We start from the raw sequence: 14,836 nt of genomic DNA on the forward strand, positions 1-14,836 counted from the left end.
TTATCCAGCAAATCATTTTTTACTATACATATAGAATAATTTTGAGACCAAGACGGCCTTTAGCTGTCTTGGTCAGAATTTAATCTTACAAAATTTTAGAATTATTAGGAACTAGCTACTATGTATTTGTCAAAGTAATATTCAAATATCTTATAAATATCTTGTGCTTCATTGATATTTACTAGAAGAAAATTTTCAACGTTTCTTACTTGGATTTCTTCTAAAGCTTTGGATTTTTCATAAGCATTTAGCAGGTCATAAAAAAATTCACAGTGGATTGAACAATGGTAACCGTCACAATACCATCCAGCATTAAATAGAAAACTTACCCAAGATATTTGACGTTGTTTATATTGTAAAAATAAACATGCCAAATAGAAATCATTTACTTCTGGAAAATTTTCAAAGGGTTCCGAATGCGCAAATTCTCTTACTATTCTTACTGCATCATTTTGAACTTTTGTTAATGATAGTTCTATAATCCAATAAGGAGGATTTTCATATTTTTCAATAATTTCGTCACAAAATAATACATAATGCTTATACGTTATTAAGCCAGATTCAATCATCTCCCCCATTTTCCAAGCAAGAGATTTGTTCAATTTAATTTGCAACATAAATCCTCCTTTAGGTTTTCACAGATTCTGTATTAACATCAGTAGCTTTAATACACTATTGTTGCATACAAAAATGCGGCATTAGTTTAAATACATTTAGCTTGTCGTACAAAAAACGACCCTCTTAATTTTCTAAATATGCTTGAATAGGATATGGATGATAAGTTCCTTTCACAATCTCCGAAATTAATTTTAACATAATTATCCATAATAAAATTACTAGAAAGAAAAAATAATGCATTAATTTTAGTAAGACTTTTTTTTGATAAGCAACTATCAAATTACTATTTCCGTTAACACACAAGCAACATTATAAGCTGATTCAACCATTTCCACTGTTAGCATTATAGTTTAGACAGCTATTTTTTAGAAGGAATAGCTGTTTTTTTCTTTCTCTCTCTCATATAACAGAACGTCCTTAGTCATTTGTAGTATCTCTAGAAAAATACTTGGCATCAATTTGATTAATAAGTGAAGAAGTTAATTCGGAATAATTCCTCATTTTTATTATTTCTTCTTTTGTTGGTTCTGGACTACGTTTAATAAAAGCTACCCATTCTTTCTCTATTTCACTAACATTCTTCCCGTATACTTCCTCTATTTTATTTGCTACATTTTTTTCGTTGTATATCTTTTCAAACTTTTCTAATCCATAAGTTTCAATTAAGTAATTAATAAATGAAGCTGAATGAATATAGCTCATCCTCATTAGGGTGAACCTTGTTTCACTTGTAATATCTGGTCGAAAATAAGAATCGTCTTGAGTCGGGTCTATTAAATTACTAATAGGTAATAATGTATTTGAATCGATAAAAGACTTCACAAACTGATTGGTATATGAGCTTTTTCCATACTTATCTTCCATGTAAGTAGCAAACCCTTCTTGCGTAAAATAGCCATTACTTGCATCAAAATTGTTGCCATAGCCTAGTATAGAATGTGTCAATTCATGAACAAGTGGATAGAAATTTGATTTAACACCATATAAATAGATTTCCGACCTCAGGCCCCAAGATAAGTCATTACCTGCATTAAGATATACTTTTATTCTCTCGGATGGAACATAATCCGTTTGAATTGAGTTTTGAATATCATGATAGGCAATTAGAAGTTCATCTTTTAATGATTCTACTTTGCTTTGTGAAATCTCGATATTTTTAATAATCTCAAAGGTTATTTTTCCATCTGGTGTCACCACGATATTATCATCATTTTTTTCTTGTTCTTTTGGAATGACTGCCTCCTGAGTACAGGCAGTTAGTAAGAGGACTAATATAAGATAGCAGCTTCTCAACTTAAACATTTTTACCCCCTGGAAAAAATAGTATTACCCATTTATACGAACTGAAAATACAGAAGTTTCAATTATTGGCATTTATTCGAACTTTAATATAAGGCAACTAGATTAATTACACTTGAGTTTCATTTTTACAAAGAATAAAATACAAAAATGCCCAGGCTCTCATATGATGAGTACCTGAGCTTTGTCTTTTACTATAAAATTTCAAGATGGAGCATCGTTATTCTCATAGCTCAATCTAATTGGGCTATGAGAAAATAGTTGGAAATCACTCGATTTCATACTCATCATGATTGTTTATAAGTGTATACGATGAGTTGTTAAGAAATAATAGGATTTGCAAAAACAGGATTTCTTGTCTTTTTAAACCACTGATAAAATAGTATATAGACCAGTGCAATTTCAATTAAATCTCCACCGTAGTACATAATCATAGCACCTTGCTCTGCTTGTTCAGTAGATACACGATTAGGGGGATACGCATAAATATGTTTGGACAATATCGAATGAGCTGCTAAAGCTATCAATAAAACGATTGAACGAAAAACATAAGATAACCGATGTGGCGTTGGATCAATATAGATAAATGCACTAGTAAACAAATAACCTGCTAGAAAAATATGCATGTGAATCAGTATATATAAAATCGAGCTTTCGTGCATCATGCTAAAAAGCGGCGTAGTATAGAGAAGCCATAAACCACCTACATTCAGAATCGTTGCTATGATCGGGTTGGACACAAATTTAAAGTAAGAGTTGCGGAGTATTCGTGAAATAAAACGGGCCTTTTTCACAGGAATAGTTCTTAAGAATAAGGTAATAGGTGCCGATAATGCTATAAGTAGTGGTGCTAGCATTCCAAGCAATAAATGACCCACCATATGGGCTGAAAAATTAACATGTGCAAGCTCTGCTAATGGACCCATTAATGTTAATATGGCACATACATGTCCAAGAATCCCACATAATGTACGAATATAAGGCCACTGTTTTTTATGTTGATTTGAGAGCTTGACTGCCACGATATAAGAAATCAAAGAAATGAAAAATGGGATAACTACTATTAGCTGTACAATGACAGAAAGATTTTGGATGTGAGTTTCATGTGAATGCAAAGATGGTACCTCCTTATTGATTAGTTTTAAATAATAAGGCCATACCAATAATAATTAAAATAGCCGCTAGCACATTCCAAACTATATCATAGGGGACAATATCGACATCATATCGTATTTGATGTAGCCTCATGAATTTATGTTGAATGATACCATCGTATAGTTGAAATGTTCCTGAACCTAGAAAAATACCTCCAAGCCACCTTTTTAACCAAAACCCATGTTTTCGATGAAGATCTGCCAGTAAAAAAGCAGAGCCAATTGTGGCGAAAAAGCTAAAGGCATGAAACAATCCATCAGAGACTAATCCAATATTAGCCGTAGATTTATCATAGAAATGATGCCAATGTAATAATTGATGAAAAATTACTTCGTCTATAAATGCTACTGCACCAAAGCCAAATAATATGCCGGTCCACATATTACGTTTCCCATACTGAAAACGATTTTCGTGTGTATGATGGTTAACCTCATTCATTTTTGATATATCCAACCCATTCACCTCCTAGATTTTTATTAGTTTAACCATGAAACAAAAGAATCTAAACCATTTTATGTAATCAACTCCTTTGTTTATGGTGTGTAGAAAACCACCAAAAGGATTTGCATGCATGTGCAAGAGCAAAGCATCTTTAGGTTATTTTTTTCTTAGCTGCATTCTATCGCAACAGACATTTACCTACATAGTGTCTAAAAATATTGGATTCATCCCTTAACTCACCACTTACTGTTGCTTCGCGGTGAAACTTAGTTTGTCCTTAAAAAGACATCTCCAATAGCCCTTACAAGCTTAATCAGTTGGATATTTTGGAATAATATCAATTAGTACGAAAATAGACAAATTTAAATATTTTATTAGAATTTATAGCTTTTTTTAATAGAAATTAGCTTTTAAAAATAACAATTTCCACTAAACAAGGTCTTTATATCTATATTTTTATAAAAATGTTTTTTTGCAAAATAAAACTATTGTATTATTTCTCCGTAGTTTGAATAATTATTAATCTATTGCTATCATACTAGTCGCAATACAAATTCAAATTAAGGAGACGATGGATGATGAACACTAAATTCTCAAAATTAAGCAAAAAAGGACTGAGTGCTGCCCTATTAGCAGCCGGAATCATAGGGATTTCGACAGCTCCAAATGCATATGCTCATGGATTTGTTGAAAAACCAGCTAGCCGAGCAGCGTTATGTACTCAAAATTATGGAGCACTTAACTTAATGTGTGGAAGCATCATGTATGAGCCTCAGAGTCTAGAGGCGCCTAAAGGATTTCCGCAAAGTGGACCTCTAGATGGAAAAATTGCATCTGCGGGTGGTCTTTTTGGTGGTATCCTTGATCAACAAACTGCAGATCGCTGGTATAAGAATACGATTACGGGAGGTCCCAATACTTTTACATGGAAATATACTGCGCCACATTTAACAAGCAAATGGCACTATTATATTACAAAACGTGATTGGAATCCCAACAAACCTTTAACCCGCGCTGACCTTGAGCCAATTGGTACTGTAGCACATAATGGCACTGCTGCATCGACTAATTTAACTCATACCATTAACGTGCCGACGGACCGTAATGGCTACCACGTTATTCTAGCCGTTTGGGATGTCGCAGACACTTCAAATGCATTCTATAATGTGATTGATATAAATTTGGTTAATAATGGTGGCAATGTGGATATGGAAGCCCCATCTCAACCAAATGGTTTACATACAACAAAAGTTACTTCTACTAGCGCCGAGCTAAAATGGAACCCTTCTACTGATAATGTAGGTGTAAAAGAATATCAAGTATTACGTGATGGCAAGGTAGTTGCCACTATCCCAGGAACGACATTTATAGATAAACATTTAAATTCCAATACAACCTATACTTACTCTGTAAAGGCTGTAGACGCAGCTGGGAATGTTTCTACAGTAAGTGAGTCTCTAGTTGTAAAAACATTGAATGCTGCTCCAGATACAGAATCCCCTACGCAACCAACTTCACTACATACAATGGGAATTACTTCTTCAAGTGTAGACTTAATGTGGGGTGCTTCAGAGGATAATGTAGCCGTTGACCATTATGTTATATATAGAGGGTCAACAAAAGAACAAATGTCTGCAGTTGGGACTTCCACAATCCCATCATTTATGGACATGAATCTTCAATCAAGCACTTCATATATGTATGCAGTAACTGCCGTAGATGCAGATGGAAATGAGTCCATTAAAAGTTCTATTTTAACTGTAACGACTAAGGAGCAAGGTGCTTCTTATGAGCAATGGAGTCCATTTAAGGCGTACAAAAAAGGAGATAAGGTAGAGTATCAAGGTAAAAATTATGAAGCGGTTCAAAGCTATCAAGGATATGGAGATCCAAATTGGATAAACGCACTGTCTTTATGGAAAGAAATTTAATAAAAAGACAGTATTCTAGTAAGAGGATTCAGTATCTTTTTATTCCAAAAGAATGATTCAAGTAAAAGCAGCTTACTTACAAGCTGCTTTTACATTTGTAAAACATGCTACTATTCTTCGAGATTATACAACAGGTTAGTACAACAGATAATCTAAATGAAGAATCCGTTCGATGGTGGAAATAGAGTTTTCTCCACAACGTTATTATTATTTGATTTCACTTTTAGTTTAGACTATTTTTATAAGAAAAAGCCCCACCATCAGGTGAGGTTCATTCTTACTGCCCTTTAACTCGGTTGAATTTGCAAGGATATCATAGTCATTTTAATACTTGATTCAAATTGCAGAAGTAATGAAAGATTGAGAGTCACCATCAAAATGGCTAAACAAATGAGCTCCATCGTTAATTTTACTTAGACTATGAGTAAGATAAATATATTCTCCTCCTTTAAATGTAACTGACTTAGTATTGTTCCACTTATAGAAGTTTTATCTAGTCCTACTAAAACGCTATTCTCGTCTCTTCTATCGCAAATCTTCCTAGATGGAAGGAAGTTACTGTCTCTTTTCAACAAATAATAAAATTAATGTGGCAAATGGACCTAATAAAAGAGAAAGTAAAAACCAATTTAACCCTGTTCTATTTTTCCCTTGTGCCAGGCCTGCATTAATTAACGCTAATGTACCCCAACCTACGAAATACTGATTATCCATCATCTGTCCCCCTATTTCATTAGACCACACTGACTGTTTGTGAATATTTTCCACAAATTTGATCATAACATATCCAAATGCTTCATACTGTAATTATTAACGTTTAGTTTTCAAAAGAGAGGGATGGAAGAAAAACCGACGAATCAATGCCTGCTACTCCTTCATTTGAATGATTTTTTCCATTTCTTCCCCATTTCCATTTCCCTATATCTTCCGCCAAAACATCTGAAAAAGATACCATTTTTAGGATATTTACGGTAAATTTGATTATGAACTGTTATACTATACTATCTTCTCCCCATTTTATGAAAGGTGGTACGTTTATGAGTAAAACTCTTGTAAATTTGCAAAATGAGCTTATAGCTGAAACACAAAAAGGATTCCCAATTCTACTTTCTGGCGTTATTGTCTTTTTAGTTTTCACCCTAATGTACTTTGTCCTTCCAATAGAAGCTGTCCGTTTAATTTGGATCTTTGGATTGGGCGCTATTTTTCCTATTGGCATTTTCATTAGTAAAATTCTTGGTGTCAGTTTAAACTCTACAGACAATCCTTTAGGGATTTTAGGAGGAATTGTCGCGGCTCCTCAAGCTTTTTATATACCTGTATTTATCATTGTGTATATGAAAATACCTGAATACCTTCCCTTCACAATTGGTTTACTTGCAGGCTCTCATTTTCTTCCATACATATGGATTTATAAAAGTAAAGCCTATTTATTCGTTACTTTAGGAACCTGTTTTTCTGCTCTCATCTTAGGTGGTTTCTTTGTTGATTATGCTTTCACTGTTGTCCCTTTAGCTATTTCGATTGTGTATGGAATTGGAGTTGTTTTAATCCAAAGAGAACTTAAAGTCAAACCTGTATAATTAATGGAAGATAGTATATAGGGTACATGCCGAAATTATGCTTGGCACTTTATCCACTAAAAATTTGTTGACTTTTTCCTTTTTATGTTTTATATTGACAATATCCATGTGCTGTTTAATCTCTGGTCAGATTAAGCAGCTTTTTTTATTGCTATGTACCTTTCTTACATCCTTCTCCCAGTGAAATGGTCATCATGAGTCGTCCTCTTCTTTGTGATGATGCCCTATATGTTTACTTTTCTGTTTATATAAAAAATAACAGGCTCAAGTCAGTGAGTACCTGGTTTTATTTCTGATGAACCTAATAGAATAGTTAGCCCCATACCCCACACGAAAATTACACCATAAAAAAGCCTTTGTAATAAACCTGCAGGCAAAGGAAGGAAAAACAATAGACCAATAAAGATTAGTAAAACTATCAGTACAATTAAGTTGAAATAGGTCCAATGTTTACCTCTATCTAATGATTTTGCATATATTCCCAGCCCAATTAAAAAAGTAATCATGCCTATTTGAGCTAAAATCGAATGCCAAAATAAATGAACATTTGCCGGTATAATACCAGACACAATATTTCCTACTGCAAAAATAAGAATACATACTGTTCCTATTTTATTAATCAAATTCTTTTCTAAATATTGATATATATATATAACGCCAACTGAAAATGATAAGCCATTTACGATAAACAATACATTCATCCAAAAATGATATGGCGAACAAATTTCATGCGGCGCGATTGTATACGTATACTTACCACATGTTGTCACTCCTAAATCACTCATAGCTTGTTGCATTATATTATAAGGTACAAGTGAAGTCATAATAAAAATCGGCTCTATCACGCAATATAAAATGGTAACTATCCAGCTTACTATTCCTATTTTTTTAGATAAATAGATAACATTCATCCCCCTTTTTTATAATTATATAGTTAATTCCAAAATAAATTACCAATTTATAACCAAAAATGAGGATAAAATATGGTTATCATAGCTGTCTAGACTACAATTATTAAAACAACTCTTCCTTCTTGACTCATAAAAAAGCCTTCATTCAAAGATGAAAGCTTCTATGATAGATAGGCAAACCAAGCTTTATAAAATGCTTAGATTGATTGGTGATCCCCGTAGATAGCATTCTAAAATTCTGTGGCTTCATTACTAAAACGAGCTAGCTGCCTCTCTTTTCGTACATTTAGCATTTGAGGGATGAAAATACCTAGTAAAATACAGACAATTCCCAGCCATTGCAAAAGAGACACGACCTCATGAACAAGCGTAATTGAAGCGATCACGGCTGTTGGTAGCTCGACAGCTCCTAAAATGGTTCCTAAACCCGTCCCTACTTTTGGGATACCAATAGAAAAACAAATAACTGGTATAACGACACCAAAGAAACCTAGGATTAGCGCATATTTCCATAATCCAGCCTGCAATGTACCATCCATCAAGTATGTTGGGGGAAACATTATGCAAACAAAGAGTGTTGCACTCGTTGTCATCAGAAAGCTTTTTGAATAGATCGGTACTTCGGTAGAAACACGACCACTAGCAAATATATAGAAGGAAAAAGTTATCGCTGCTAGTAGTCCAAAGAGTATTCCTTTCAAAGATAATTGTTGTCCTAACCCTTCAAACACACCCCCAGCGAGCATCGTTCCTACAAATAAGATAATGATCGACAAAACCTTTTCGCGACTTGGGAAACTTTTATTAATAATCGCTTCAATGAGAACACCCATCCATGTGAATTGAAATAACAGCACAATCGCAATAGATGCCGGAAGTTCTTTTACAGAAAAGCCGTAAAAAATACTCGTTAAACTCATCGTTGTCCCAACCGCTAATAGTGATACTATATTTTTCAAGGATACTTTATAACGAGAAAAAGTAAGAACGAGTATTAAAAGTCCAAACCAACCGAATACATATTGTCCCCCTAAAAGTTGAGGAAAAGTATAGCCATTTGAAAATCCAACTTTCAGAATGGATGATAGGACCCCATAGCTACAGGCCCCTAATAAAACCACTAAAGAAAACTTCAACTTGTTCAAAAAATCCCTCCAAAAAATAAAAAATCTCGTCGCCTATAAATAGACAACGAGCGAATGAAACAGAGTGAACACTCTACAAAATTCCGCCACTCACGAACCTGTGAGTGTTTGCTTATAAAATTAGCACAATTGTATAAAAAAATTGGGGAAGTGTCAATGCTATTCATTTATTCTTGATAGCAAATACATTTCTCCATTTTGAAAAATATTTAGCCACAACCATAAGCCAAAGCCTTGATACATATGATTTTGGTATTTTTACCTTTTCTAAAATATTACTTTCCTCCACAGAAAAACTCTTTTTCACCAGCAATTATTATAAAAAAAAGATTGTAAAATAGCAATCTGTCATTTATATTGGAGATTATGATTTTTTTTCTAAATCTCAAAATCATAGCTAAATTTCTATTTATATAAACGTTTTAGGAGGGAAGTGGATAAATGAAGATGTATCTTTATCCCCTACTAGTTATTATCGCAGCTAGTAGTTTTGGTATCGTTTCAACTATTATAAAACTGGCCATGCGTAGTGGGTTTTCTGTCTCTGAGGCCGTGACAAGTCAGTTTTTTATAGGCTTTTGTATAGCGGTATGTATCTTCTTAGTTACAAACAGAGCCAAAATGAGCTTTAAAGGTGTTAAAATCCTTATATTCGCAGGTATTTTAACAGGATTAACAAACATTTTATATGGTCATTCTTTAAACTTTTTGCCCGCTTCGTTGGCAGTTGTACTACTGTTTCAATTTACATGGATCGGTATGTTGATATCTTGTATTACAAAACGACAATTCCCAAGTAGAATTGAATTAATCTCTTTACTCATATTGGTAGCTGGAACCATTCCAGCTGCTGGCATCATTGATGTTGATTTATCCCAAATCCCTATGCAGGGATGGTTATGGGGGCTAGCAGCTGCTCTTTGTTATTCCTTATTTTTATATGTGAACGGAAAAGCTACTGCCAATATGTCCACGTCCAACCGTTTAGTATTTGTTTCTTTCTTTGCCTTTATAATTACGGCTGTTTTTCAATCCCCAGAAATTATTTGGAATGGTACTTTGTTTAATGAAGGACTGTGGGTTTACGGATTGGCGTTGGGATTATTTGGTATGATTATACCCGTATTCTTATTCACTATTGCCGTTCCTAAAGTTGGTTTAGGAATGTCATCCATTTTAAGTGCGGTTGAATTACCCATAGCAGTGATGGTATCCGTTATCTTATTAAGCGAAACGGTTACAACTTTGCAAATTGCAGGTATCGTAACAATCATTATTGGTATTTGTTTACCAACTATATTAGATAAAGATAGCTTGTTAAGAAATAACGAAACAACATACAAAAAATCAAGCAAGGAAATAGCTAAAGGATCTTCTATTTAAAAATCCTTTCAGACTGTAGGCAAACTCAATGAATTTTGAGTTTATCTACAGTCTTTTTTCTTTTACCATACAGTAAAGCCATTGATTACCACTACGTGCAGACGCTTTCCCAGAGCGAGGTCACCCTTCGTTCTAATCAACTTCTACGTCAAGAGCTACTTGAAATTAGTCCTGGTTGAAATGTAGCAAATGCTTTAAAGGAATTTTTTCAAAAATATCATCATTTATTTTACCCGTATAAAACGTAAGTTGGATATCACAATGAGCTAATGCAACATGATCCGTTAATTGTTTAGCAAACTGATCGATTAACTCTACATGTTCACTTTTTACTTGTTTTTCGGAGTATACCTTCACAGTGATTAGATTCTCTCTTAAATCCTCTTCAAATACCCTTGCATTAGGGGGCAAGTTCAGATCCCTTATTTCAGAAGCACGGTTTTCATCTACTATAAACAATCTATATATATCTTTATCAAACCAGATATCCCAGACTTCCATATCTTTAAATCTTAATTTTCTCTCAAAATAATCAATCATAAAACCCTTCATTTATATTCACCCTTGCTCCATATGAATAATTGATAGTATTCATATAATCTCCCCTTTTTCCTCAAAAATTCTTGAATGTTTTTGTAGATACTCTAATTGCGATTTGATTGGTTTAGTTGTAATCTTTTTAACAAATAATCAAAGATTACAAATATAGTTATATAAATACTTCCCATTAAAGAAACTAGATAAATAGTATCTTTAAAAGTATTAACATTAAAATTAATTAAGCTAAATAATAGTGAAAAAATTAATGCACATAGTAAATGCTTCAAATACATGAATATAGCATTTTTATTTTTACTGTATTTTTCAATCAAAATTGATATGGTAACAGCTATAAGCATAGCTGGTGCAGTAAATGCAGTGCCATAAATACCATATGAAATGCTGTATGTATAACCAATAAATAATGGAATAATAAAAGCACCTATAATTAATGTAATTACAGCTGAAATTATTTTATTTTGTAACATCTTTTCACAATCCTCTTATTTCTTAATGACCATGCATCTTATAGATTTTTGTTAATCATTTCCTCCCCTCTTCTTTTATATTAAAGCATAAAAAACAAATTTTGGTAATCAATAACCTCAAATATTAAAGATAATAAATGCTTCATTATTCCCTTTCACCTCATAAATTCATACTAACGTTTTGACTAGTTGATACCCACTATTAAGAAAAGAAAAAAGCCACTGCTCATTACAAGCGTGACTCCTCATTTAGCGCGATATATTCACTTTTCAACATTGAAAAGAGGACAAGATCAACATATTTCCCTTTTTCAAATTCATGTTGTCTTAAAACACCCTCTTGGCAAAACTTTAATTTTTCCAGCAATCTGATGGATGCTTTATTTTCAGGTTCAACTTTCGCTTCTATTTTATTTATTGCCATCGACGTAAAAGCAAAATGAATAATCTTGCCTAAAGTCTCTTGCATGATACCCTGCCGCCAATAAGCAGGGTTCAAATCATAACCCATTTCTATACGGTTATGTTCTTTTTCATAATTCAAATAGCCACATGTTCCAATCACTTTTTTCGTTTTGGCTTCTTCGATTACCCATCTTAAACCAATTTGTTCTTTAAAAATTTTCTCATACCAATTAATTTCAACCATTGCGTCATCAGGCGATTCAAATAAATTTAATGGAAGATACTTAACCACATTTTCATTAGCATAAAGCTCAAAAATATCATTACCATCATCTACTGTGCCTTTTCTTAGAATAAAGCGTTCTGTTTCTAATACGGGGAAATCTTTAAATTCGAACCCACTTTTCATCATAACTCTCCTTTTCACTATAGAGTAATATAATTGAATAGTACCATATTCTATTTAGGCAATTATTAAAATTATGGATGATTATTTCCTTTTTAGAGTTTTCTATTCTTACAATATTAAAAAGCCACATCTATTGGATGTGACTAGGTAATGGATTATTTATAATAAATTTCGTGATTTAACATTGTTACCAGATACTATTAACTTTTTATTTTCTTCGTCAAATAATAGAGTGAATCTAAATTCGTTCATTATACTTCCTGTATACTCACTAAGTCTTAATGTAGGACTGACCCAAAACACAACTTCATTTCCATCCATTTTCCAGCCTTTTTCAAAGCCTTTGTGCTTTTCTCCAAGTCTTTCTTCGATAGATTGTCCGTTATTACTAATCGTATTTTTTACTACATCAATAAAATTAGTTTGTGCCTTCATATACATTTACCTCACCCCCACTCACACTCACAATAGCGCTTATGGTATTATATGGTTGCAAATACAAAATTAAAACAGTTAAGAACTTATATTCTGTAAAAAAAGCAACCACTCAACTATTAGTGAGGCTGAGCGTTGCTTCTAAATAATACGAAATTTACGTGAAGATTGCATGATAACCAATATAATGGTTATGCCAACAACGGGATACCATAATAGATGAGTAGGTACGATGAATATAAATACACCAAATATTACAGCTGTTAAAGTACTAATGATAATTGCTTGAACACTCGTAAACTTATCTTGAATAAAATAATATAAAGTGAATGGTAGTGCTAACGTAAATATCGGAATATAAATGGCTACAATAAATAATTTAATGAGCGATATTGAAAGTACAGCTATGATAAAACCTATTGATGTGGTAAGCGATTTTCCTATAAATAGGTTACCTGAGACATAACTATAAAGCAGAATAAGTAGAATCGCTAAACAGCTAGAAATCCCGATTATTAAAATAAATGAATGCCCCATAATGAAGGCTGCCATGGAGAAGCACACTAAAGAGACCAATGGCAATAGTAGTATGAAAGATTTTTGTCCTGTTTCAATATTCATAACATTTGTAAAGCCTACAAGAAATAATAAAGAAAAAGGAATCGCCAAATACCCTAATTCGATGTGGTTACTTAGATGAATATAATTCACCTCAAGACCACCAACCATTATCAAGACAAGTGAAGCACAAATTTGACTTATTAATCCCCAAATGCTTGATAGCTTAAAAGCCTGAGTAAGCTTATCGGCAATCATAATAACTGCGATGCCAATTAATAGAGCTATATATAACAACTTTTCCCCTCCTGAAATTCATTTTAAAAATTCGTACCTAGTTCTTCTTAAGTAACTTTATTAATGCGTGTTATTTCCTCTTCGTTGGGAGGTGTATGGCTTTCGAAATACCAAATAAATAGGCCGTCTAATTGATACTTTTCTACTTCACTTGGTGGCAGTATGACGGCTAAATCTAGTATAGTAGCATATCTTTCGCCGATTTTAATAAGTTGTTCGTCACCATTCCTAATGAGACCATAGATTAGACTATCTCTATGTCCTTTTAAATGATCCAATTTTTCATAGCCTCTCTCCTTGTCCATTGGGTCCCAAGTAAGCATCCCAGCATTCCATCCAAAGAGCCCTTTTTCAACATAAGCAGCCCCTATATTATTCGTATTTTTTATAAAAAAGAAGAGTGCCTTATCCTTTAGCTGTTAGCTTTGGATTAACACTAAATCACTATCCTTTGACCATAACGCTTCATGAGGTTCAGAGTAGGATTCTGATTTCGCTATCATCACCCAAACAAAGGCAATGAGGACAAATGAGATGATTAATAGCTCTAAAACACGCTTTAGACTTTTGGAAAAATTGTTTCCTGATTTCATTTAATGAATCCGATTTAAATCAATTTGATTTTTAATCAAATACGTTTGGAATTGCACATCTTCCTCAGTATAGTTGTCTGGGTTATGTCAAATTAAATTAAATTCAATTCAATTGAAGCTATAGTAGGCCTGTTGTTTCTTGGGAGAGGAGTAACAGCCGAAGTAACTTCCGAATCCTCTGAAATTTTAATAAAGGCATTTTTATAACTTACCGAATAAATCCTCCTTTATATTACCAAAATTGCAAATGGTATCAAAATAAAATTTAAAAGACCTTAATAAAGCTTTGAAACACTCTTACAGTATTCTTCTAACTCTCTCCGTGTATATAATGATGTGATAGGATATTCGCTTGAAGTTTCTATCGAATAGGTTAAATGAACGACTGCGTATTTATTCATCTTTTCAATCCAAAAAATCACATCATCATTATCTTCTCTTCTAGCCACCGCAATTGCCTCTTTCCCATAAAGAATATGTTGTTGTGAAATTTCTTTAACTCTTCATTTAATGATTCTGACATACCTTTTGAAATCTGCCACCACGGATCGTTCATAAAATGATTGACACTTTCTCGCATCTTAAATCATCACCTCTGCTTATTAAATTTCATCTAGCCATCATTAAAAAGAAGTAGCTGCTTGG

At 33.1% G+C, this 14,836-nt stretch carries 18 protein-coding genes; 3 read left to right on the top strand and 15 right to left on the bottom strand.

Annotated elements, in window-relative coordinates; translation table 11 throughout:
* Positions 1 to 104: 104 nt before the first annotated feature.
* From ACE1MS_RS12560 to ACE1MS_RS12575, 4 genes are all read right to left on the bottom strand, one after another.
* Entirely contained in the window at positions 105 to 614 is a 510-nt protein-coding gene (locus tag ACE1MS_RS12560) for a hypothetical protein (protein ID WP_447402381.1), read from the bottom strand.
* A 421-nt stretch (positions 615 to 1,035) separates the two neighbouring features.
* Positions 1,036 to 1,920: a peptidase MA family metallohydrolase gene (locus ACE1MS_RS12565; RefSeq protein ID WP_207889190.1), complete on the bottom strand. Its 885-nt coding sequence runs from the start codon at positions 1,918 to 1,920 to the stop codon at positions 1,036 to 1,038.
* Between the two features lie 317 nt (positions 1,921 to 2,237).
* Positions 2,238 to 3,032 (bottom strand): cytochrome c oxidase assembly protein, encoded by a 795-nt coding sequence (locus ACE1MS_RS12570; RefSeq protein WP_447402382.1) that lies wholly within the window; start codon positions 3,030 to 3,032, stop codon positions 2,238 to 2,240.
* A 13-nt stretch (positions 3,033 to 3,045) separates the two neighbouring features.
* Complete coding sequence (locus ACE1MS_RS12575) at positions 3,046 to 3,510, bottom strand: DUF2243 domain-containing protein (RefSeq protein WP_012294741.1); 465 nt, start codon at positions 3,508 to 3,510, stop codon at positions 3,046 to 3,048.
* A gap of 581 nt (positions 3,511 to 4,091) precedes the next feature.
* Between ACE1MS_RS12575 and ACE1MS_RS12580 the strand changes: the two genes are divergently transcribed.
* Entirely contained in the window at positions 4,092 to 5,444 is a 1,353-nt protein-coding gene (locus ACE1MS_RS12580; protein WP_447402968.1) for a lytic polysaccharide monooxygenase, read from the top strand.
* A gap of 555 nt (positions 5,445 to 5,999) precedes the next feature.
* Here ACE1MS_RS12580 and ACE1MS_RS12585 read toward each other — a convergent pair.
* A complete protein-coding gene (locus ACE1MS_RS12585; protein ID WP_172799063.1) occupies positions 6,000 to 6,158 on the bottom strand; it encodes a hypothetical protein in 159 nt (52 codons plus the stop codon).
* A 323-nt stretch (positions 6,159 to 6,481) separates the two neighbouring features.
* Between ACE1MS_RS12585 and ACE1MS_RS12590 the strand changes: the two genes are divergently transcribed.
* Positions 6,482 to 7,027: a DUF7010 family protein gene (locus ACE1MS_RS12590; protein WP_031417209.1), complete on the top strand. Its 546-nt coding sequence runs from the start codon at positions 6,482 to 6,484 to the stop codon at positions 7,025 to 7,027.
* Positions 7,028 to 7,296: 269 nt separating this feature from the next.
* On the opposite strand, the gene ACE1MS_RS12595 is transcribed toward ACE1MS_RS12590, so the two are convergent.
* Both ACE1MS_RS12595 and ACE1MS_RS12600 read right to left on the bottom strand, forming a co-directional pair.
* A complete protein-coding gene (locus ACE1MS_RS12595) occupies positions 7,297 to 7,938 on the bottom strand; it encodes a DUF998 domain-containing protein (RefSeq protein ID WP_206700963.1) in 642 nt (213 codons plus the stop codon).
* 230 nt (positions 7,939 to 8,168) lie between these two features.
* Positions 8,169 to 9,083, bottom strand: a complete 915-nt coding sequence (locus ACE1MS_RS12600) for an EamA family transporter (RefSeq protein WP_036216491.1) — start codon at positions 9,081 to 9,083, stop codon at positions 8,169 to 8,171.
* 447 nt (positions 9,084 to 9,530) lie between these two features.
* Here ACE1MS_RS12600 and ACE1MS_RS12605 point away from each other — a divergent pair, with 447 nt between their 5' ends.
* Entirely contained in the window at positions 9,531 to 10,466 is a 936-nt protein-coding gene (locus ACE1MS_RS12605) for an EamA family transporter (protein ID WP_447402969.1), read from the top strand.
* Positions 10,467 to 10,631: 165 nt separating this feature from the next.
* Here ACE1MS_RS12605 and ACE1MS_RS12610 read toward each other — a convergent pair whose 3' ends face one another.
* The 8 genes from ACE1MS_RS12610 to ACE1MS_RS12645 form a co-directional block, all read right to left on the bottom strand.
* Positions 10,632 to 11,018, bottom strand: a complete 387-nt coding sequence (locus ACE1MS_RS12610) for a hypothetical protein (RefSeq protein WP_239069379.1) — start codon at positions 11,016 to 11,018, stop codon at positions 10,632 to 10,634.
* 92 nt (positions 11,019 to 11,110) lie between these two features.
* The gene (locus tag ACE1MS_RS12615) at positions 11,111 to 11,494 is read right to left on the bottom strand and encodes a hypothetical protein (protein WP_012294750.1); all 384 of its coding nucleotides are present in this window, start codon (positions 11,492 to 11,494) and stop codon (positions 11,111 to 11,113) included.
* A gap of 229 nt (positions 11,495 to 11,723) precedes the next feature.
* A complete protein-coding gene (locus tag ACE1MS_RS12620; RefSeq protein WP_099806219.1) occupies positions 11,724 to 12,308 on the bottom strand; it encodes a GNAT family N-acetyltransferase in 585 nt (194 codons plus the stop codon).
* Positions 12,309 to 12,467: 159 nt separating this feature from the next.
* Positions 12,468 to 12,749 (bottom strand): hypothetical protein, encoded by a 282-nt coding sequence (locus ACE1MS_RS12625; RefSeq protein ID WP_447402383.1) that lies wholly within the window; start codon positions 12,747 to 12,749, stop codon positions 12,468 to 12,470.
* A gap of 135 nt (positions 12,750 to 12,884) precedes the next feature.
* Positions 12,885 to 13,598, bottom strand: coding sequence for a UDP-N-acetylmuramyl pentapeptide phosphotransferase (locus ACE1MS_RS12630; protein WP_447402384.1), 714 nt, complete (start codon positions 13,596 to 13,598; stop codon positions 12,885 to 12,887).
* 47 nt (positions 13,599 to 13,645) lie between these two features.
* Complete coding sequence (locus ACE1MS_RS12635; protein ID WP_197223641.1) at positions 13,646 to 13,921, bottom strand: hypothetical protein; 276 nt, start codon at positions 13,919 to 13,921, stop codon at positions 13,646 to 13,648.
* A 96-nt stretch (positions 13,922 to 14,017) separates the two neighbouring features.
* Complete coding sequence (locus ACE1MS_RS12640; RefSeq protein WP_155273060.1) at positions 14,018 to 14,191, bottom strand: hypothetical protein; 174 nt, start codon at positions 14,189 to 14,191, stop codon at positions 14,018 to 14,020.
* A gap of 275 nt (positions 14,192 to 14,466) precedes the next feature.
* Positions 14,467 to 14,640 carry a hypothetical protein gene (locus ACE1MS_RS12645; protein WP_230584433.1) on the bottom strand — a complete coding sequence of 58 codons (174 nt, stop codon included), beginning with the start codon at positions 14,638 to 14,640 and terminating at the stop codon, positions 14,467 to 14,469.
* Positions 14,641 to 14,836: the final 196 nt, after the last annotated feature.

The sequence above is a fragment of the Lysinibacillus sp. fkY74-1 genome (assembly GCF_053165895.1).